This is a genomic window from Mycobacterium dioxanotrophicus (genome assembly GCF_002157835.1).
Taxonomy (GTDB): domain Bacteria; phylum Actinomycetota; class Actinomycetes; order Mycobacteriales; family Mycobacteriaceae; genus Mycobacterium; species Mycobacterium dioxanotrophicus.
Genome location: NZ_CP020809.1, coordinates 7209285 through 7230045 on the forward strand (window position 1 = coordinate 7209285; position 20761 = coordinate 7230045).

Annotated in this window: 16 protein-coding genes and 1 pseudogene; 7 read left to right on the top strand and 10 right to left on the bottom strand. The window is 67.0% G+C overall.

The window, feature by feature from the left end:
• The first annotated feature begins 13 nt into the window (after window positions 1–13).
• Window positions 14–4300, top strand: coding sequence for an alpha-(1->3)-arabinofuranosyltransferase (locus tag BTO20_RS34845; RefSeq protein ID WP_232491299.1), 4287 nt, complete (start codon window positions 14–16; stop codon window positions 4298–4300).
• Here BTO20_RS34845 and BTO20_RS34850 read toward each other — a convergent pair.
• The 3 genes and pseudogenes from BTO20_RS34850 to BTO20_RS34860 form a co-directional block, all read right to left on the bottom strand.
• Window positions 4234–5172, bottom strand: coding sequence for a R2-like ligand-binding oxidase (locus tag BTO20_RS34850; protein ID WP_087080845.1), 939 nt, complete (start codon window positions 5170–5172; stop codon window positions 4234–4236). The two genes, BTO20_RS34845 and BTO20_RS34850, sit on opposite strands and share 67 nt — an antisense overlap.
• Window positions 5145–5862 (bottom strand): annotated as a pseudogene (locus tag BTO20_RS34855) (TetR/AcrR family transcriptional regulator). The gene BTO20_RS34850 and the pseudogene BTO20_RS34855 overlap by 28 nt, the downstream one beginning before the upstream one ends.
• Before the next feature lie 54 nt (window positions 5863–5916).
• The gene (locus BTO20_RS34860) at window positions 5917–7503 is read right to left on the bottom strand and encodes an MFS transporter (RefSeq protein WP_087080850.1); all 1587 of its coding nucleotides are present in this window, start codon (window positions 7501–7503) and stop codon (window positions 5917–5919) included.
• 40 nt (window positions 7504–7543) lie between these two features.
• On the opposite strand from BTO20_RS34860, the gene BTO20_RS34865 reads away from it, so the two are divergent.
• On the top strand, window positions 7544–7861 hold the full coding sequence (locus BTO20_RS34865) for a GNAT family N-acetyltransferase (protein WP_198344179.1): 318 nt from the start codon (window positions 7544–7546) through the stop codon (window positions 7859–7861).
• On the opposite strand, the gene BTO20_RS34870 is transcribed toward BTO20_RS34865, so the two are convergent.
• Complete coding sequence (locus BTO20_RS34870) at window positions 7858–8472, bottom strand: class I SAM-dependent methyltransferase (RefSeq protein WP_087080852.1); 615 nt, start codon at window positions 8470–8472, stop codon at window positions 7858–7860. The two genes, BTO20_RS34865 and BTO20_RS34870, sit on opposite strands and share 4 nt — an antisense overlap.
• 110 nt (window positions 8473–8582) lie before the next feature.
• Here BTO20_RS34870 and BTO20_RS34875 point away from each other — a divergent pair, with 110 nt between their 5' ends.
• From BTO20_RS34875 to BTO20_RS34885, 3 genes are read left to right on the top strand one after another with little or no spacing between them, the layout of a single operon-like run.
• Window positions 8583–9068: a MarR family winged helix-turn-helix transcriptional regulator gene (locus BTO20_RS34875; protein ID WP_087080854.1), complete on the top strand. Its 486-nt coding sequence runs from the start codon at window positions 8583–8585 to the stop codon at window positions 9066–9068.
• Window positions 9065–9481 (top strand): PPOX class F420-dependent oxidoreductase, encoded by a 417-nt coding sequence (locus BTO20_RS34880; RefSeq protein WP_087080856.1) that lies wholly within the window; start codon window positions 9065–9067, stop codon window positions 9479–9481. The genes BTO20_RS34875 and BTO20_RS34880 overlap by 4 nt, the downstream gene beginning before the upstream one ends.
• 19 nt (window positions 9482–9500) lie before the next feature.
• The gene (locus BTO20_RS34885; RefSeq protein WP_087080858.1) at window positions 9501–10478 is read left to right on the top strand and encodes a phosphotriesterase family protein; all 978 of its coding nucleotides are present in this window, start codon (window positions 9501–9503) and stop codon (window positions 10476–10478) included.
• 6 nt (window positions 10479–10484) lie between these two features.
• Here the strand turns inward: BTO20_RS34885 and BTO20_RS34890 are convergent, their stop codons facing one another.
• The 5 genes from BTO20_RS34890 to tcuA form a co-directional block, all read right to left on the bottom strand.
• Window positions 10485–11987 carry an aldehyde dehydrogenase gene (locus BTO20_RS34890; RefSeq protein ID WP_087080860.1) on the bottom strand — a complete coding sequence of 501 codons (1503 nt, stop codon included), beginning with the start codon at window positions 11985–11987 and terminating at the stop codon, window positions 10485–10487.
• Window positions 11984–13657, bottom strand: coding sequence for a GMC family oxidoreductase (locus tag BTO20_RS34895; protein ID WP_198344180.1), 1674 nt, complete (start codon window positions 13655–13657; stop codon window positions 11984–11986). The genes BTO20_RS34890 and BTO20_RS34895 overlap by 4 nt, the downstream gene beginning before the upstream one ends.
• Window positions 13654–14115 carry a hypothetical protein gene (locus BTO20_RS34900; RefSeq protein WP_087080862.1) on the bottom strand — a complete coding sequence of 154 codons (462 nt, stop codon included), beginning with the start codon at window positions 14113–14115 and terminating at the stop codon, window positions 13654–13656. The genes BTO20_RS34895 and BTO20_RS34900 overlap by 4 nt, the downstream gene beginning before the upstream one ends.
• An 87-nt stretch (window positions 14116–14202) precedes the next feature.
• Window positions 14203–15546, bottom strand: coding sequence for an MFS transporter (locus tag BTO20_RS34905; RefSeq protein ID WP_087080864.1), 1344 nt, complete (start codon window positions 15544–15546; stop codon window positions 14203–14205).
• 250 nt (window positions 15547–15796) lie between these two features.
• Window positions 15797–17293 (bottom strand): FAD-dependent tricarballylate dehydrogenase TcuA, encoded by a 1497-nt coding sequence (tcuA, locus tag BTO20_RS34910; RefSeq protein ID WP_087080866.1) that lies wholly within the window; start codon window positions 17291–17293, stop codon window positions 15797–15799.
• Between the two features lie 145 nt (window positions 17294–17438).
• Between tcuA and BTO20_RS34915 the strand changes: the two genes are divergently transcribed.
• Window positions 17439–18179, top strand: coding sequence for a FadR/GntR family transcriptional regulator (locus BTO20_RS34915; RefSeq protein ID WP_087080868.1), 741 nt, complete (start codon window positions 17439–17441; stop codon window positions 18177–18179).
• A gap of 17 nt (window positions 18180–18196) precedes the next feature.
• Here the strand turns inward: BTO20_RS34915 and BTO20_RS34920 are convergent, their stop codons facing one another.
• Window positions 18197–19324: an acyltransferase family protein gene (locus tag BTO20_RS34920; protein WP_198344609.1), complete on the bottom strand. Its 1128-nt coding sequence runs from the start codon at window positions 19322–19324 to the stop codon at window positions 18197–18199.
• 228 nt (window positions 19325–19552) lie between these two features.
• Here BTO20_RS34920 and BTO20_RS34925 point away from each other — a divergent pair, with 228 nt between their 5' ends.
• Window positions 19553–20749, top strand: coding sequence for a DUF3068 domain-containing protein (locus tag BTO20_RS34925; RefSeq protein WP_087080873.1), 1197 nt, complete (start codon window positions 19553–19555; stop codon window positions 20747–20749).
• The last annotated feature ends 12 nt before the right edge of the window (window positions 20750–20761 follow it).

Genomic DNA, 20761 nt, shown 5'->3' on the forward strand with positions numbered 1-20761 from the left:
CGTCGCTCCGCTCCTGCACGCCGAACGTAGTCCCGCCGCGCCGCTGTCCCGGCGCTGGTTATGGTTGGTCACCGCGGTCGCTCTGGTCCTGACTTTCGCGCAGTCACCCGGACAGATCTCCCCCGACACCAAGCTCGACCTGACCGCCAACCCGCTGCGGTTCCTGACCCGCGCGTTCAACCTGTGGAACAGCGACCTGCCGTTCGGGCAGGCGCAGAACCAGGCTTACGGCTATCTGTTCCCGCACGGCACCTTCTTTCTCATCGGCCATGAGCTCGGCATCCCCGGCTGGATCACCCAGCGGTTGTGGTGGGCGCTGCTCCTGGTCGTCGGGTTCTGGGGCCTGCTGCGGGTCGCCGAGGTCCTTGGTATCGGCAGTACCAGCTCGCGGGTGCTCGGCGCGATCGCGTTCGCGCTGTGCCCGCGGGTGCTGACCACGCTGGGCGCGATCTCGTCGGAGACGCTGCCGATGATGCTGGCGCCGTGGGTGTTGCTGCCGGTGATCCTCGCCTTACGGGGGCACCACAACATCAGGCTGATGGCGGCCCGATCCGCGGGAGCGGTCGCCCTGATGGGCGCGGTGAACGCCGTCGCGACCCTGACCGGCTGCCTGGCCGCGCTGATCTGGTGGGCCTGTCACCGGCCGAACAAACTGTGGCTGCGGTTCACCGCGTGGTGGTTCGGCTGCACGGCGCTGGCTGTCACCTGGTGGGTGATCGCGCTGGTGATGTTGGGCCGGATCAGCCCGCCGTTCCTCGACTTCATCGAATCCTCCGGCGTCACCACGCAGTGGACCTCGCTGACCGAGATGTTGCGCGGCACCGACAGCTGGACGCCGTTCGTCGCGCCCAACGCAACGGCCGCCGCATCGCTGGTGACCAGCACGGTGGCGGTACTGGCCACCACGCTGGTGGCCGCGGCGGGCCTGGCCGGGCTGGCGTTGCGTTCGATGCCCGCCCGCGGCCGGCTGATCACCATGCTGCTGATCGGCATCGTGCTGCTGGGCCTGGGCTACTCCGGCGGCCTGGGCTCCCCCGTCGCGCATCAGGTCCAGGCCTTCCTCGACGGCACCGGCACCCCGCTACGCAACCTGCACAAACTCGAACCGGTGATCCGGCTGCCGCTGGCCCTCGGCCTGGCCCATCTACTGGGCCGGGTTCCGTTACCGGGCACTGTCCCGCGTCCGGTGTGGGTGAGCGCGTACGCCCATCCGGAGCGGGACCGACGGGTCGCGGTCAGCATCGTGGTGCTGGCGGCGCTCGCCGCGGGCACGGCGCTCGCCTGGACCGGCCGCGTCGCGCCGCCGGGCACGTTCAGCGCAATCCCGCAGTACTGGCACGACGCCGCCGACTGGCTCGACGAGCACAACACCGAGCGCGGCCGCGTGCTGGTGGCGCCGGGCGCCCCGTTCGCCACCCAGGTGTGGGGCACCAGCCACGACGAACCGCTGCAGGTGCTGGGCAGCAGCCCGTGGGGTGTGCGTGACTCGATCCCGCTGACCCCGCCGGAGACCATCCGGGCGCTCGATTCGGTGCAGCGCTTGTTCGCCGCCGGCCGGCCCTCCGCTGGGCTCGCCGATACCCTTGCCCGGCAAGGTATTTCGTACGTTGTGGTGCGTAACGATCTGGACCCGGACACGTCGCGGTCGGCCCGCCCGGTGCTCGTGCACCGTTCGATAGAAGGCTCGCCCGGTTTGTCCAAAGTGGCCGAGTTCGGCGACCCGGTCGGACCGGGCACGTTGGAAGGGTTCATCGCCGACAGCGGGTTGCGGCCGCGCTATCCCGCGGTGCAGATCTACCGGGTCGACGGCGCCGCGTCGGCGGGCAAACCGTATCTGGTCGACCCAGACACCATGGCCCGCGTGGACGGCGCACCTGAGGCGCTGCTGCGTATCGACGAACGCCGGCGGCTGTCCGACCTGCCGCCGCTGGGGCCCATGTTGCTGACCGCCGACGCGCAGCGCGCCGGGCTGCCCATCACCGTCGACGGCCACGGCGTGGTGGTGACCGACACCCCGCAGGCCCGCGAGATCGACTACGGCCGGGTCGACGACCATGCCTCGGCGATCCGGACGCCCGACGATGCGCGGCATACCTACAACCGGGTGCCGGACTATCCGTCCCGCGGGACCGACCCGGTGTACGGGCGCTGGGGCGGCGGACGCGTGACGGTGTCGAGCTCGGCGGCGGATTCGACGGCGCTGCCCAATGTCGCGCCCGCGACGGGACCGGCCGCGGCCATCGATGCCGACCCGTCGACCGCATGGGTGTCCAACGCCCTGCAGGCCGCCGTCGGCCAATGGCTACAGATCGATTTCGACCATCCGATCACCAACGCCACCCTGACCATCACCCCGAGCGCCACCGCGGTCGGCGCGCAGGTGCGCCGCATCGAGGTGGCCACCGCCACCGGCACCAGCACGCTGCGGTTCGAGACCGCGGGTAAGCCGCTGACCATCCCGTTGCCGGTCGGGGAATCCCCGTGGGTCCGGGTCACCGCAGTGGCCACCGACGACGGTTCCCCTGGCGTGCAGTTCGGCATCACCGACCTGGCCGTCACGCAGTACGACGCGTCGGGCTATGCCCATCCCATCAACCTGCGGCACACCGTCGAGGTGCCCGGCCCGCCCGCGGGTTCGCCTGTGGCGCAATGGGATCTGGGTACCGAGCTGCTGGGCAGGCCCGGCTGTGCGGAAAGCCCCGTCGGGGTGCGGTGCGCGGCGGCGATGGCGCTGGCCTCCGAGGAACCGGTGAACCTCAGCCGCACGCTGACCGTTCCGGAACCCACCGAGGTACACCCGACGGTGTGGGTGCGGGCCCGCCAAGGACCCAAGCTGGCCGACCTGGTCGCCCAACCGGGCACCACCCGAGCGTTCGGCGACGCCGACCCGATCGACGTGCTCGGCTCGTCATTCGCCGCCACCGACGGCGATCCCCGCACATCGTGGACGGCTCCGCAGCGGGTGGTGCAGTTCAAGTCGCCACCCACGCTGACCCTCAAGCTGCCGGCCCCGACCGAGGTGGGCGCGCTGCGGATCAATCCGGGTGAGGCCGAGCCGCCGGCGCATCCGACGCTGGTGTCGATCGACCTGGGCGACGGCCCGCAGGTGCGCCAGCTACCGGGCACGTTCGAACCGCAGACGCTCAAGCTCAAACCGCGGGTGACGGACACCATCACCGTTTCCCTGTTGGCCTGGAACGACATCATCGACCGGACGTCGCTCGGTTTCGATCAGCTCAAACCGCCTGGGCTGGCTGATATCTCGGTGTTCGATACCCATGGTCGGCCGGTCGGCGCCGCCGATGCCGCCGCCAACCGCGCCCGCGTCGTCTCACTGCCCTGCGGGCAGGGCCCGATCATCGGCGTGGCAGGGCAGTTCATCCAGACCTCGGTCCGCACCACCGTCGCGGCCCTGCTCGACGGCGACCCGATCCCGGCCCAGCCGTGCCGCACCGACCCGATAACCCTGCCTGCCGGCCAGCAGGAGCTGCTCGTCAGCCCGGGGGCGGCGTTCGTGGTCGACGGCATCGCCCTGTCCACGCCCAAGGACCAACTGCCCACGGCGACAACGACTCTCGCGGACGCACCGGAGTGGGGGCCGGATCGCCGCGAGGTGCAAGTGCCGCCCGCGTCGAGCTCGCGGCTCCTGGTGGTGCCCGAGAGCATCAACCCCGGCTGGATCGCCCGCGACGCGGCGGGCACCCGACTCGAACCGGTGACCGTCAACGGCTGGCAGCAGGGCTGGGTGGTCCCGGCCGGAACCTCGGGCACGGTGACACTGTCGTTCGACTCCAACCGGCCGTACCGAGCCGGCCTGATCGGTGGGCTCGCGCTGCTGCCGCTACTGGCACTGCTGGCGCTGCTGCCGGCGCGGCGCGCATCTGCCGAGTCGGCGCCGAGCCGGCCGTGGCGCCCCGGTCCGGCGCTGACCAGCCTGGGCGTGCTCACGGTCGGCGCGGCCGTCTCCGGGGTACCAGGAGTGCTTGTCGTCGCGGCCGCCCTGGGTGTGCGCTATTGGCTGCGTAACCGTGAATCCTGCTGCGACCGAATCACCCTCGGCCTGGCGGCCGGCGGGCTGATCGTCGCCGGGGCCGCCCTGTCGCAGCATCCGTGGCGCTCGGTCGACGGGTATGTCGGGCATTCGCCGTGGGTGCAGTTGCTCGCGCTGATTTCGGTGGCCGTCGTGGCCGCGTCGACGGTGGCGTTCCGGCCGCGTGCCGGACGCGCGCCGACTCAGGCCGATGTGAGCGCCGCGGCGTCCTCGTCGGCGAAGGTGTCCTCCAACGTCAGCGGTGAATAGTCGAGGTCGATCTCCTCGAGCGGGCGTCCCCGGGCGCTGCTGATCGTGCCGAACCTGCGCATGCCCTTGTCGGTGGAGTACTGCAGGAACTCGTCCTCGACCAGACCGAAGGGGATGTCGGGGGCGTAGAGGGCGAACCCCTCCTCGGTGAGTCGCAGTGCCAGCGGGATGAGTTCGTTCATCCTGGCTTCGAACACGGCCCAGTTGGCGTCATCGGCGGCGACGTGTCTGCGGCAGGTGAACGTACCCCACGCCATGTGGCGGCGTTCGTCGTCGCCGATCCGCCGGACCAGCTCCTGCATTCCCGGAAGGATGCCTCGGTCGACGCAAATCTTGTGCCACGCATAGTATCCCGTGAGCGCCAACATGCCTTCGACGATGTGGTTGTAGGTCGCCGACGCCCGTACCTGGGCTGCGGGCGACGGATCGGTGTACAGGGCTTCGAGCGACGCCGGGAGCTCTTCGTAGAAGATCTCGCGATACGCCGGTACGTCGTCGAAATACTTGTGCAGGTCTTCGGTGACCCCGACGGCGTCCAGCCACATGCGGAACACCTGGGTGTGCTTGGCTTCCTCAAAAGCGAACTGCGTCAAGTACATTTCGTCGCCGAGTCGGCCCTCGGCCCGCATCGCGGTCATGAAGGGCTGGATGTCCTTGGTGACCGCTTCTTCGCCTGCGATGAACTCGGCGCACAACCGGGTGGCATACTCCCGTTCGCGCTCCGTGAGCGCCTCCCAGTCCGCCCGGTCCCGGGAGAAGTCGATGTCGGCCGGATTCCAGAATTTCGCATTCCCCCCGGCGAACAACCGCAACGGCACGCTGTCCCAGTTGAGACCACCCTTGCTCAACGAGCCGAAATGTGTGTGTGACATCTGACCTCCTCAGATCTGGTGGGCTGCTTGGGGCGCCGCCGGAAAATTTGGCACTGCGAAGGCGGCCTTCAACACTGCGACGAGTCTCCGCACGGCCAATGCCGGCTGCTCAGGGCTGGGCTCATCCAAGCCCAGGACGGGGTCCATTCCACGCACGTACGGCGCAAGTGCCAAGTGCGGGAAGATCATCAGCATCAGCGACAGCAAGGCGTCGACGTCGCAGTCGGCCCGCAGGTCGCCGCGGGTCCGCGCTTCGTGCACGAGGGGGCGCAGCACGTCGAGGTAGTGCCGGTGGACCACCGCGCGCACGCTGATCCGGGCGTCGGCGTCGACCTCGAAGCTCGCGGCAGCATGCAACGCGCGTTCCCTGGGATGGTCGGCGAAGTAGGCGACCCAGTCGTCGAGCAGGTCGGGCAGGAATTCGAAGAACGGGCGGCTCGGATCGAGTTCGCGAATGCGGCCTTCCATATGGGACCGCACGCGTTGGCTGGCGACATCGGCAATGAATGCGTACAGGTCGCGCTTGTCCGCAAAGTATTGGAACAGGCTGCCTTTCGCGACCCCGGCCCGCCTCGCGATGACGTTGAGGCTGCCGCGGGAGTAGCCGTGTGCGCCGAATTCCGCTTCGGCGGCCGCGATCACTGCCGCTCGACGAGCGGGATCCACGCGGGCCCAGGTGACCGTTGGCATCTACCCTCCAAGGCTTGATGACCACTGGTCATACTACTGTGATGCCCCTCACAGTCAAGAAGTCTTCACCGCGATCAGGTGCTGCGACATCGGCTCGCCCTGCACCCACCGCTCGACGGCCTGCTCGATGACGAGGTCCTGCCCGGTCTGGCGGGTGCGGTGCTGACGCAGATGTTCGTCCCACGACCTCACCACGAACGCCTCGACGAAGGTGCTGTGCTCCTCGCCGCTGCGGAACACCTGCCACTGCGCAGCCCCGGTGCGCTGCCGGGACCGGCCGAGCACCGCCATCGCGGCGAAAAACCCGGTCTCGTCGTCGGGTTCGACCCGGTAGTAGATGAGCACCAGCACAGGCCCGTCGGGCGGTTCCGGTTCGAACACCAACGCCGGCTCCGGCCAGTGCGCCGACGGGGTCAGGTCCAGATCGCCGGTGCGCGCGTGCAACGGCCACCACCACGCCGACACCGCGCAGAACACCAGCAATCCGGCGCTGATCAACAGGGCGGTGACAGTCGTGGTGACGCCCGCGACCAGGCCCCACACCAGCGAGCCGATGGCCTGGCCGCCCATGAAGGTCAGCTGATACACCGACAGCCCGCGCGCCCGCACCCATGCGGGCAGGCTCAACTGCATCGAGGCGTTCAGCGTCGACAGCGCCAGCAGCCACGAGGCGCCCCCGACGACGAGCGCGGCCAGGACCGCGCCGAAATTGTGGACCAGTGCCAAAACCGCGGTGGCCCCGGCGAATCCGAGTGCCGCGGCCATCAGCAGCTTGTTCTGTCCGAATGTGGACTGCAGCCGGCCCAGCACGAACGCACCGAGCACCGCTCCGACGCCGAGTGCACCGAGCAGCAGCCCGTACCCCGATGACGACAACCCGAGTTGGCGCTGCGCGACGACGGCGAGCAGGCCCCACAGCGCACTGCCCGGGGCGATGAACAACACTGCACGCAGCAGGATCCGCCGGATGATCGGCGAGCTGCGGATGAACCGGCCGCCGGCGCTCAACGCGGCCAGGGGCCGTTCGGCCGGCAACAACCGCTCGGTGGCGGGGCGACGCCAGAGCAGCAACACCACCACGATGCCGACGAAGGAGACCGCGTTGAGCGCGAACACCAGTGTCGGGCCGGACGCGGACACCAGTGCGCCCGCGACGGCCGGGCCGATCGCCCGTGCCCCGTTCATGCTCATGCTGCCCAACGCCGCGGCGGCCGGAATCTGTTCGCGGGGAACGAGATCCGGCTGGATCGCCTGCCACGCCGGGGCAGTGAGCGCCTGCCCGCACCCGATCAGGAACAACAACGTCAGCAACACGGTCGGGGTGGCCAGGCCAGCCCCGGTCAGGGTCGCGAGCGCCGCCACCCCGGCCGCCATCGCCGCCTGGGTGGCGACCAGCAGCCGACGCCGGTCGACCAGATCGGCGAGCACACCCGACGGCAGGGCCAGCAGCATCACCGGCAGCGTCGTCGCGGTCTGCACCAGCGGCACCAGCACCGGGGCGCGCGGATCCCCGACCAGCATCCACTGCGCACCCACCGTCTGCATCCACGTGCCCAGATTGGAGACGAACTGCGCGATCCACAGTGCCCGGTAGATCGGCGACGCCAGCGGCGCCCACGTCGACGTTGCTGGCACGGCCATCTACATGATCGTGCCAGCGGCGCTGCGGCATAGTGAAGACATGGCTGAAGTTCGCAACATTCCCGCAGCGCACCACTACGAGATCACCGTCGACGGCGAGCACGCCGGCCTCGAGGCGTATGTCGACTCAGGCGACCAGCGCATCTTCTACCACACCGAAATCGACGACAAGTTCGGCGGCCGCGGCTTGGCCGGCGAGCTGGTGTCCGCGGCGTTGACCGATGCCCGCGCGGCGGGCAAGCGCATCGTCCCGGTGTGCCCGTACGTGGCCAAGTACGTCAAGCAGCATCACGACTTCGACGACATCCTCGACCCGGTCACACCCGAGGTCATCGCCGTGGTCGAAGCGGCGACTTAGGCCTTGGTTGCGGTCACCAGGAAGCCCGGCATCTGTACGCGCCCCTCGGGCAGCGCGGCGTGCAACTGAGCCGGGCGGATGTCCTCGACCTGCCAATGACGCGAAACCACCTCGCGCAGTTGGTCTTCGCTGAACTGCGTGGGCCCCGGCCCGTCATGGCCGGGAAACGCGCCGGCGCCGAAGGCCAGGATGTAGAACCGGGCGCCGGGTGCGGCCGCGCGATGCGCGGATTGCAGGTAGCCGTCGCGACGTTCGTCCGGCAGGGCGTGCAGCAGCCCGCTGTCGAAGATCGTCGAGAACCGGCCATCGTAGCCGGTGAACGACGAGAGGTCGGCCTGCGCGAACGTCGCGTTGTCCAGTCCACGGTCGCGTGCGGCGGCGGTCGCCGCGGCAACGGCGGTGGGGCTGAGGTCGAGGCCGACGACGGCGTGGCCGCGCGCCGCCAGGGCAAGTGCAAGTTCGGCGTACCCGCATCCCGCGTCGAGCACCTCACCACGCACCACGCCCTCGGTGTCGATCATCGCCGCGTATTCCGGTTGTGGCTCACCGATGTTCCACGGCGGGGCCTGCGGCTGCCGATACGCGTCGTCCCAGTCGATCCGATCAGACATGTCGCTCCTTTTAGTTAAAATTTGTACTATATTGACAGTAGGCCGCGCCTGTTCGATTGGCAAGGCAGTGCTTCACACTGTTCAAATCTGAATCAGTTGGCAGGAGGACCATGACGCGCAGGTTGTCCCCCGCGCAGGAGCGTGCCTGGCGGCCCTACATCGAGTCCAGCCTGCGCCTGGAGACGCTGCTCGACGAGCGCCTCCGGGAAGCCGCCGGCCTGAGCCTGATCGACTATCACCTGCTCATGTTGCTCACCGACGCCCCCGACCACCGGTTGCGGATGAGCGAACTCGCCGAGAAGATGGTGTTCTCCCGCAGCAGGATCACCTATCAGATCAACTCGATGACCAAGCGCGGCCTGGTGTTACGTGAGCCGGTCCCCGAGGACCGCCGAGGCTATCGCGCGGTGCTCACCGCCACCGGCGCCGATGCGCTGCACCGCGCGCTGCCGCTACACACCGAGTCGGTGCGCGAGCTGTTCTTCGACCACCTCAGACCCGACGAACTCGACTGTGTCGAACAGGTTTTCACGCGGCTGCACGATCACCTGCAAAGCGACGAGCTGCAGTACGACAACGGAAATCAGACCCCATGACGTTCACCTCGGCCGAACTCGCCTACCTGCGCGAAGAACCGATCGGACGGCTGTGCACCATCGGCGCCGACGGCGATCCCCAGATCCGTCCGGTCGGCGTGCATCTGGGCCCCGGGGACGTGACCATCGACGTCGTCGGCCATGCGCTCGCGACAACCCAGAAGTGGCGCAACGTGGTCCGCAACCCCCGGGTGGCATTCATCGTCGACACCGTGCTGTCGGTGCGGCCACCGGATGCTCGGGGTATCGAAATCCGCGGCACCGCAACAGCGTTACCCGGAGCCGGTAGCGTCGAGGGCGGGCTCAGTGGCGACATCATCCGGATCGTGCCCCACCGCATCATCAGCTGGGGTCTCGATGGTGTGGGCACCACCGCGCGGAACTGGGGCGAACTCCCGCGCGCGACCGACTGACGGGCCTAGCATCGGAGCGGTGCCGACAGTGAACACCGCACGGGGTCCCATCGATACAGCCGAACTCGGCGCCACGCTCATGCACGAGCACGTCTTCATCATGACCAGCGAGCTCACCGCGAACTACCCGGACAACTGGGGCGACGAGACGCGTCGGGAAGCCGACGCCATCGCGCGACTCAACGAGCTCAAAGCCCGTGGTGTGGACACCATCGTCGACCTCACCGTCGTCGGGCTCGGACGCTATCTGCCCCGCATCGCGCGGATCGCGGCGGCCACCGACCTCAACATCGTCGTCGCCACCGGTCTGTACACCTACAACGACATCCCGATGACGTTCTGGTTCCGCGGGCCGGGCACGGCGTTGGCCGGCCCGGACCCGATGGTCGAGATGTTCGTCCACGACATCGAGAAAGGCGTCGCCGACACCGGGATCAAAGCCGCAATCCTCAAGTGCGCCACCGACGAATCCGGCGTCACCCCCGGTGTCGAGCGGGTGCTGCGGGCCGTCGCACAAGCCCACAGGGAGACCGGGGTGCCCATCTCCACCCACACGCATGCCGCCACCCGCCGCGGTCTGGAACAGCAGCGCATCTTCGCCGAGGAAGGCGTCGACCTGTCGCGGGTGGTCATCGGCCACTCCGGCGATACCACCGACATCGGCTATCTCGAGGAGTTGATCGCCAACGGCTCCTACATCGGCATGGACCGGTTCGGCGTCGACGTCTACCTGCCGTTCGAGGACCGGGTGGCGACCGTCGCGACCATGTGCGAGCGTGGCCACGCCGACCACATGGTGCTCTCGCACGACACCTGGTGCTATTTCGACGCCCTGCCCGACGAGCTGACCACCACGGTCCTGCCGAACACCGGATACCTGCACATCCACAACGATGTTCTGCCCGCGCTGCGCGAGCGCGGGGTCACCGATGACCAGATCACCACGATGCTCGTGGACAACCCGCGCCGGATCTTCGATCGCCAGGGCGGGTACTGATCACCCTCACCCCATACGGAACGGATCCTGAGATGCGCCTGACGTCTCGATCCACACCGACTTGGTCTCGGTGAATTCATGCAGCGATTCCAGCCCCAGTTCGCGGCCGATCCCGCTGCCTTTGAACCCTCCGAACGGTGCCGCCCAGGACAGCGTGCGATAGGCGTTCACCCACACAGTGCCGGCCCGCAGCGCACGGGCCATGCGGTGCGCGCGCTGCACGTTGAGGGTCCACACTCCGGCACCCAGGCCGAACGGCGTGGCATTCGCGATCTGGACTGCGTCCTCTTCGGTCTCGAACGGGATCATGCACAGCACCGGACCGAAGATCTCCTCCTGGGCGATCCTCATGGCGTTGTCCACTCCGGTGAAGATCGTCGGGCTGACGAACAGCCCATTGCCCAGTTCCGGTGCCGTCGGACGCTGACCCCCGGTGGCGAGCACCGCTCCCTCGGACTGTCCGATCCGGACGTACTCCAGGATCTTGTCCAGCTGGGCGCGGAACGCCACCGGGCCCATCTCGCTGGCCGGGTCGAGCGGATCGCCGAGGCGAATGTCTTTGGCGCGCTCTACGAGTCGTCCTGCCAGTTGATCGTAGATCTCGCTTTGCACGAGCAGCCGGGATCCGGCGACGCACGTTTGGCCGGTGGCGGCGAAGATGCCGGCCAGCACACCGTTGGTGACCGCATCGAGGTCCGCATCCGCGAAAACGATGTTGGGTGATTTTCCGCCCAGCTCCAGCGTCACCCTGGTGATGTTGTCGGCCGCGTTCTTCATCACCTGGATTCCGGTGGCGTTCGATCCCGTGAAACAGATCCGGTCGACGCCCGGGTTGCCTACGAGCGCAGCGCCGGTCGTCGGTCCGTCGCCCGTGACCACATTGAAGACACCTGGTGGAAAACCGGCTTCTGCAAACAACGCGCCGAACTTCAGGATCGATGCAGGAGTCTGGTCGGCCGCTTTGGCAACCACGGTGCACCCCGCCGCCAGCGCGGGAGCGAGCTTCCAGGTGAGCAGCAGCAGCGGCGAGTTCCACGGCAGGATCGCCCCGACGACGCCGAGCGGTTCTCGCGTGGTGTAGGTGAAGAAGTTGGGCTTCTCGGTGGGGATCGTCTCGCCGTGGATCTTGTCGGCGTAGCCGGCGAAATAGCGGTAGTAACCCGGGAGGGCTTTCATCTGAGCGCCCATCTCCCGAATCAGCTTGCCGTTGTCGGTAGATTCGATGACCGCCAGCTCTTCGGCGTGCGCCTCGAGCAGGTCGGCGAATCGCAGCAGGAGCTTGACCCGGTCGGCACCGGTCATGGAACCCCACGGACCCTCGAATGCCGACCTGGCCGCGCGGACCGCGGCGTCGACATCCTCAACTCCGGCGAACGGCGCAGTGGCCCACACTTTTCCGGTGAACGGATTGATGCTGTCCGCGCGGCGCCCGTCCTGCGCATCGACCCAGCGGCCTCCGATCAGCATCTTGAGTGTCTCGACGGTCGGTTGGGCGGAGAGTGTCGTCATCGAACGGATTCCATTCTGTCGTCGGCCAATCGGGGTCTGTCGCCGCCGAGAAGGCTGTTGCCTTCTCGTACCAGGAAATCGGCGAGCCGAACCGCCATGGCCCCAATGGTGGGGGTGGGATTGACACCTGCACTGGTGGGCATCGAGCTACCGTCGCAGATGAACAGGTTGGGGATGTCCCAGGCTTGATGCCACCTGTTCGTCACCGAATCAGCCGGATCGGTGCCCATTCTGGCGGTTCCCAGCAGGTGATACCCGGGCGGCGGGTCGAGCAGCCCGGAATCGGTCACGTCGTAGGCACCGGCGGCCGTCATGACCTCGCGACTCCTGGCGATGCCGAACTCGACGAGCTTCCGGTCATTGGGATGCACCCGGTACTCGACCTTGGGTGCGGGCATGCCGGTGGAGTCGGTGAGTTCGGGATCGAGGGTCACCCGGTTGGTCGGCGACGGCAGTTCTTCGGCCATGACGATGATCCAGGCGTGATGACCGAAGAGCCGCGCGAACTCCTTGTGATGGTCCGGACCCCAGGGGACCGGTTCCCGGGTCCAATACCCGTTCGCGGCAACGCCTGCGCCCGGGGCACGGACCACCAGCGCGGTGAAACCGTTGACGAAACCCCTACTGGGATCGGTTTCGTAGAACTGCTGGCTGAACAGCGGCGCACCGCGCGCACCCTTGTAACCGTCGAGGGATTCCTCGAAGATCCCTTCGACGAAGGCCTGGGGGTGGTACATCAGGTTGCGGCCCAATTGTCCGCTGCTGTTGGCCAATCCGTCTCGATGGCTGGAATTGGCAGACACCAACAGCAGCCGCGGCGTGCCGATCCCGTTCCCTGCGACGATGACCGCCTTGGCGTCTTGCCGATATCGTTGGCCCGTCTCGATATCGACGTAGATGACACCCCGCGCGGTGTCACCGTCGACGATGATCTGCTCGACGCGGCATCCCGTGCGCAGTTGCGCACCGTTGGCCAAGGCCCGTGGCAGATACCCGGTTGCAGAAGTGGAGATCGATGACCGCGGGCAGCCCAGAATGCACTGGCCGCAGTGGTTGCACGGCAACCGGCCGTCCAGAGGCTTGGTGATGATGGCGTTGTCCATCCACCACCAATGCCAGCCGAGTTTCTCGAAGCCGCGTGCCATCGTCCGGCCGAAGGTGCCGAGCGGTATCGGCGGCGTGGTGTGAGTGGTGCGCGGCGGGTAGGCGGGGTCGCCCGGCCGGCCAGAGATGCCCATCTCCCGGTCGTTGATGTCGTAGTACGGTTCGAGGTCCTCATAGCTGATAGGCCAGTCGGGAGCCAGGCCGTGCTCGGTACCCTTCCGGAAGTCGACCGGCTTGAATCGCGGCCAGTGCGCCGACCAGTGGTTGAGGCTGCCCCCGACATCGTTCCTGTTGCGGATGCTGTGCGGCTCACCGCCGATCGGGTAGTCCTGCGGCAGCTTGCGCACATTCGGGTGGACGTTCCACTCCCGCTGTTTATCCCACTCCCAGGTGTCGGAGAAATGCCGGAGCTCCGCCGGATGCAGGGGACGTCCCTGTTCGAGACAGACGACGCGCAGACCACCGTCGCTCAGTCGCTTGGCCAGGGCGCCGCCGGCCATACCCGATCCGACGATGACGACATCGACATCGGCGGTCGGGGTTTTCGGCGAGGTAACCAGCATCATGACACGGTCTCCAGACGAACGTTTCGGACATGGTTGGTGGGGGTGTAATGCCCGACTTTCGGCGGCGGGATGGCTTCGTCGAGATCCATGACATAGCCCTGCGGTTGCGGCGGACTGTGGTAGTCGCAGTCCATCTCGATCTGCAGCACCCGCACCACCTCGGGCTGCGCGTAATAGCCCAGGTAGCAGATCTGCCGAAACAGCGTGAACTCCGCGGGCATCCGCTGTTCGATCGCTCGCGCCGCCTGAAGCGGCTCGTCACGCGGGATGTTCAGCCACGTGGCGTGCAGTGCTCCCAGCTCGAGTTGGTCCTGCGGCACCCTGATCGCGTCGACGAAGTAGTCGGCGAGTCCGGTTGACGAGGGTGCCGGCCAGGGTGCCTGCTCTGGTATCAGAACGTCGGCGAGCGACATCAGGCCGTCTGCCACCGTTCTGTCCAGTCGGCTGTCATTGATCATCTGCAGAGTGCTCCTCACTATCTCGCCGGCAGGCCTGCCGGAGGCTCCCGGCATTGCCCGAGGACATGTGCGAATGATGGCGTACCACTAGGTGTTCCGCGCGTGAACCGACGATCTGACACCACTGAATCCGTTGTCGTCCCGATAGGTTTCGCGAGTCGAGGCGGCCGCGTACAACGTCACGGCCGCCGTTGCGATGACGTAAACGCAAACAGGCCATGGCGATCCACTGGCGGCGGCCATGAGTGCGGTGGCGATCAGCGGCGTCGGGCCACCTGCGAATGTCGAAGCGAGCTGGCTGCCGAGCGACATCCCGCTGTAGCGGTGCCGGGCACTGAACATCTCCGCGAAGAACCCGGCCTGCGGTCCGTACATGGCGGCCCACGGCGTGGCCATCAGCACCGCGGCGACGCACAGCAGCGCGGGGTGCCCGGTCTGCACCAGCCAGAAGAACGGAAAGATCACGGCTGCAACGCCAATGGCACCGCCGATGTAGACGCTGCGTCGACCGACCTTATCGGACAGCCCAGCAAAGAACGGGAGAGCGACGATACCGAAGGCGCCTGCGACCGTGACAGCAACGAGCGCCGTGGTGCGGGAGACACCCACTTCCTTTGTCGCGTAACTGATCAACAGTGTCGCAAAGACGTAGAACGAGATGTTCTCGGCCCATCTCATGCCCAGCGCCTGCAGCACTTCCCTCTTCTGTGTGCGCAGCACCTCGACGATGGGCATGCGTGCCACCTGATCCTCCTCTTTGACCCGTTGAAAGGACGGGGTCTCGGCGATTCTGGTTCTGATCAACAATCCGAGGAGGATCAGGACGACGCTGAAGAGGAAGGGCACGCGCCATCCCCATGCTGTGAACTGATCCTCCGGCAGTCCGCCGAGCAGTGCGAAGGTTCCGGTGGCCAGCAGCAGCCCGACCGGCGCGCCGATCTGCGGAAAGCTGCCGTTGAGTCCGCGTTTTCCCGACGGGGCGTGCTCGACGGCCAGCAGGACCGCGCCGCCCCATTCGCCCCCGAGCCCGAGACCTTGGATGAATCGCAGGACGACCAACAGAGCGGGCGCCCAGACTCCGATCGCGGTGTAGGTCGGGAGTACCCCGATGAGAAATGTCGCGCCGCCCATCATCGACAGGGTGACGATCAAGGTGCGCTTGCGGCCGATGCGGTCACCGAAATGGCCGAAGATCACGCCGCCGAGCGGCCGGGCGAGGTAGCCCACCGCAAAGGTCGCAAAGGATGCCATCAGCCCGGCGGTGGGGCTGGCCTTCGGGAAGAACAGGTGACCGAACACCAACGCGGCGGCGGTCGAATAGATGAAGAAGTCGTACCACTCGACGACTGTGCCGGCGAGGCTCGCCAGCGCGGCGTGCATAGGTGTCTTCCGGGTGATGCCGTGTCTTTGATTCCCGAGCGTTTCGTCCATGACCTGTGCGCTCCTTCTGTGATGTGTGCCACTGGGGCCGGACGAGAGGAATATCATCAGATGGTCTGATGTCTGTCAATCGGTTTCTACGTTCCGATTCCGATGAATTCCGTTGTTATCAGGGGCTTTTCGTTGGCAGCACGGAGCCTTGCCGCCGCCGGTGTCGAATCGGCGGCAAGGCTCCGCTTCCACGCGGATGCGGTACGCGGCCCTGTCGCTGCCCCGGGAGCAGAGGTGTGGAGCAGCCCGACTAAGAAAGTGCCGCAGCGGTCGTCGCCCCGCGCAGCGCAGCGGCAGCTGCGGCGGCCCCTGCCGCCCGGCCGGTGACCGACCCACAGACCAGACCCGAACCCGCCGGGTAACTGTGATAGAAGAATCCCCCGGTCATCTCCCCAATCGCGTACAAGCCCGGTATCGGCGTCCCGGTTCCCGCGTCGAGAACTCGCGCCCCGCGGTCGATCCGCAAACCACCGAATGTGAACGTGATGCCACCCGTGAACGGGTACAGCCGGAACGGTGGTGTATCAATTCGCTGCGCCCAGTTGCTCTTTGGCGGATCGATTCCGCGCGTGGCCTTACCGTCCCTGACCGTGCTGTCGAAGGCGACGAGATCATCGACAGCCGCGTTGTACTCACGGACGGTCCGCGCGAACTTCTCCGGGTCGAGCCCCGCCCGCCGGGCGAGCTCCGGCAGAGTGTCGGCCTGGTACACCGTCGCGTCGCCATAGCGTGGATCCAGCAGGTCGGCAACCTTCTCGTCGAACAGCTGGTACCCAATGCCGTTGGGCTGCTTGAGGACCGCCTTACCGACCGCGACGTAGTTCTGCGGCGCCCAGTCCCGCCCCTCGTCGATGAACCGCTCGGCTTGTTCATTGACGGCGAGGCCGAACAGGAAGCTTGTCCGGTTGGTCCGCTCGCCCGTTTCGAGAGTTCCCTGCTTGGGCGAATTCACGTCGATCGGTGCGGCATGGCAGTCAGCCCAATGCCCGTACGTGGCGGCACCTACCCGCAAGGCCGCATCGAGCAGTTCGCCCGTGTTGTACGGAACACCACGGACTTTCACGAGGTTCCATTCCGGACCCAGATACCTGGTCCGCATCTCGGGATTGGCCTCGAACCCGCCACAGCCCAAGATCACCTCACCGTAGAGGTCTTCGGTGTAGCCGGCGTCGTTGCGGATCCGGACCCCGACGATCCCACCGATGTCGTCCCGGATCAGATCGATTGCCGCAGTGCCGTATCGGATTTCGCACTCGGCTCGTTCGACGGCAGCGAACTCCATCGCAGTGAGGCCTTCACCGCCGCCTGCGGACTGCAGCACCAACCCGTTGCGGTAGACAGTCTTGCCGCCCTCGGCCGTCGTCAGGTACTGCGCGAACTCGAAGTCGATGCCGTGACCCTTCATCCAGCGCAGGACATCCTGGCTCTCCGACACCAACCAGTCTGTGAGATCCGGGTCGGCCTCACCCCTGGACGTCTGCATGATCGCGTTGGTGAACGTTTCGGCCGTATAGGGCTCGACCGTCACCGCACCACTGGTTGCTGCATTGTTACCCAAAAGCTCATCCACGGCCGCCAATTCGTCAAAGGCGAACCTCACGAGGCCAGCCGTGTATCGCGTGTTGCCCCCGCGCTGGTCCCGCGGCGCCTTCTCCAGCACGGTGACGTCCGCACCGGCGTCCGACGCAGCCAGCGCCGCCACCAACGCTGCGTTGCCCGCCCCGACAACGATGACTCGCTTTGCCATCTCACTACCTCCATATCCATCAGATCAGCAGACGTCTGATCATTGACGGGCAGTCGGTCCGTTGTCAATCCCCGCCGGGAGCCCGGCCGCAGAGCGGGCAGTGTTGTATCGTCCACATGGAAACGTCAGACCATCACCCCAATTCATGGAGGGCCCGTCAGTGGTGTCTCGCGCCAAACAAGGCGGCAGCAAGGCCGATTCGGTCCTTCCCAACGTCAACCGGGTGAGCAGGCTGCGACTGGCCGACCAGATCATCAGCGAGCTCCAGACCGCCATCACCAAGGGTGAGTTGAAGGTCGGCGACAGGCTGCCCCCGGAACCAGTGCTGATGGAACGGTTCGGGGTCGGACGATCGACAGTGCGCGAAGCAGTACGCGCCCTCGTACACAGCGGTGTGCTCCGGGTGCAGGTCGGCGACGGCACATACGTCTCGGCGACGCCCGGCGCGGGCGACACCCTCACGGACAAGATCAGGCGCGCGAGCATTGCCGAACTGTTCGATGTGCGGCGCGCGTTCGAGATGTCGGTTGCCGGTCTGGCCGCGCGGAACCGGTCCGAGAAAGACCTTCTACACCTGCGGGAGGCCGCGCAGGCCTGCGAGGTCGCGGCGCAGCACGACGATCCGGAAGCGTTCGTCGAAGCCGACTACGCATTCCACATGCAGATCGCGGCGGCCACCAAGAACGTGCTGCTGGTCGACCTGTACAGCGAGTTGCGCGGCGCCGTCAGGACCCAGCTGCGCGAGCAGCCGGATGTCACCGACGGCATCTCCCATCATGCACTCACCCTGCACAACAAACTTTTGAAGGCGTTGCAGGACAAGGACAGTCGCGCCGCAGAACGAATCTGGGCCTCGACGCCGAACCCTTACCTGGTCAACGAGTAGGCCGCCCGACGGCGCCCTCAGCGCAGCGCGGGTTGCGGTTCCGGTTCGGGTTCGTCGGTGATCGAGCTGTCCAGCGGCGGGACGGGACGCTGATGGCGGTACTCCCAGCGCCGGAACGCCTCCCGGCACGGCGACTCCACAAGGGCGTAGCTGACCGCGGCCAAGGCAAAACCGAACACCAACGTCAGCACCAGGACCGCCGGCATGCCACCGTTGAACAGGAATTCCCCGATCATCGGGAACACCATCGCCAGCGCAGCCAGGTGCCACACGAACAACCCGTAGGACCAGCGGCCCAGGGTCACCATCACCCGGCTGCCGAGAATCCGGTGCGGGGTGTCGGGCCGGTCGAGCACCAGGGGCGCCAGCAGCGCGGCGGCGAGCACCGCGCCCATTGCCGTCTTCAGCGTCACCTGCGTAACCGATCCCGGGCGCAACCCGTCCATCCCGGCCATGGGTGACGCCCCGATTGCGAACGCCACCAGCGCGACCAGCCCCATCAGCAGGCGGTTGCGGCCCAGCCGATGCGCCCGGCCGAACGGGGTGACCGTCAGCTCGGCCAGCACCATGCCGCCGGCGAACCACGAGAAGAATGCCGGCGGCCAGTTCCACGGGTTCTGCCCGGTGCTGCCGTCGAACGGGATCCACACCCAGGCCAGGCTGAGCACGGCCACCGCGGTGATCACCCCGATGCGGGCCCGCACCGGGAGCCGGCGAGCCAGCAGCGCCAGGAACGGCAGCGCCAGATAGAAGGTGACCTCGACCGACAGACTCCACATCTGGGTCAGCCCGGCGGTCAGGGTCAACGGAACATAGATCTGCGTCAGGGTGAGGTTGGCCAGCCATACCGTGAAGTCGGCCTTCGCCTCGGGGAGCAGCAGCAGGATCACCACGACTGCCACCACATATCCGGGCATGATGCGCGCCACCCGAGACCGCAGGTAGTGCCCTGTCGGCGGCCGCGGGCGCAATCCGCGGGCGGCGGCGGCGTGACCGCGCCACAACAGGAAGCCCGACAGCGCGAAGAACACCGCCACGGCCAGGTCGAACCTGCCGAAGATGCGCCCGAAGAAGCCGCCACCGGTGTGGCCGGTCTGGAACGCGACGTGGGTGAGCACGACGCCCATGGCCGCGCAGGCACGCATGCCCTCGACTGCCGGCAGGAAGCTCCTCGTCCCGCCGACCTCGGAGTTCGGGTCCGATTGCCGGGTCGCCACGACGACCAGTGTGCCGGGACGACGCAAACACACCAAACGGACGGTGAAGTGCCACCACAGGATGCCGTTGTCGTAAGTAATGGCCTTAAATAGTGCTGTTAGGGTCGAACGGGTTTGCCCTGAGGACAAGATGGCCCACACCAAAGGAGGCCCGGTTTGAACCGCGCTGTGGCGCTGCGTATCGCGGCATGCGGATTGATGGGGCTGGGTGCCGCCCTGTTGATCGCCGCCCTGCTGCTGACGACCTACACCAAGGGCAAGATCGCCAAGATCCCGCTCAACCTGGACACCACGCTGGTCAGCGAGGGAACCGGGACCGCATTCGATCCGGCGTCGTTGTCGGCCGAGAAGTTCTCGGTGGACCGGAATGTGCCGGTTGCGATGCAACAGCAGATGAGCGTGGAATCTCCGTCCAACGCCGAGGTGGTGACCCTGCAGGTGGGCACGTCACTGCGGCGGACGGATCGCCAGCAGGACACCGGTCTGTTGTTGGCGATGGTCGACACCGTCACCATGAACCGCAGCACGGCGCTGGCGGTGTCGTCGGACAACAACCCCGGCGGCTCGGTGCAGAAGCCGCGCGGCATGGAAGACCAGAAGCCGCCCACCAGCGTGGCGCTGCCGCACGAGGGTTTGACCTACCGGTTCCCGTTCGACACGGAAAAAAAGACCTATCAGATGTTCGACCCGATCGCGCAGAAGCCGTTCGACGCGAACTATGACGGCGAAGAAGACGTCAACGGGCTGACCACCTACCGGTTCACGCAGAACGTGGGCTACGACGCCGACGGCAAGCTGGTCGAGCCGGTGAAGTACGCCTCGCTGTACGAGGACGACGTCGACAGCACCGTGAAGGCGCGGGCCTCGGTCTGGGGTGTGCCGGGTGAGCCGGACGAAGAAATCACGATGAACCGCTACTACGCGGCGCAGCGCACGTTCTGGGTGGATCCGGTCTCGGGCACCATCGTCAAGGCCACCGACCACGGCTATCAGTACTACGCCCGCGATCCGCTGAAGCCCGAGGTCACCTACGTCGACTACAAGGTGACCTCCAGCGAGAGCACCATCGAATCGCAGGTGGCTTCCGCCCGCGACGAACGCGACCGGGTGTCGCTGTGGTCGCGCGTCCTGCCCATCACGTTCACCGCGCTGGGCCTGGTCACGCTGATCGGCGGAGCGCTGCTGGCCTCTTTCGCGCTGCGCGCCGAGTCGACGCTGATCGACCCGGGCCTCGACACCGCGGACCACGGCTTCTTCGACACCCAGGGCATCCAGGTGCCGGGAGCGGAGGCCAAGACCGAGAAGCTGCCCGCGCAGCGTCCCTCTGACCTGCCCCCGGACCGACCGGTCTGATTTCCTCCCGGT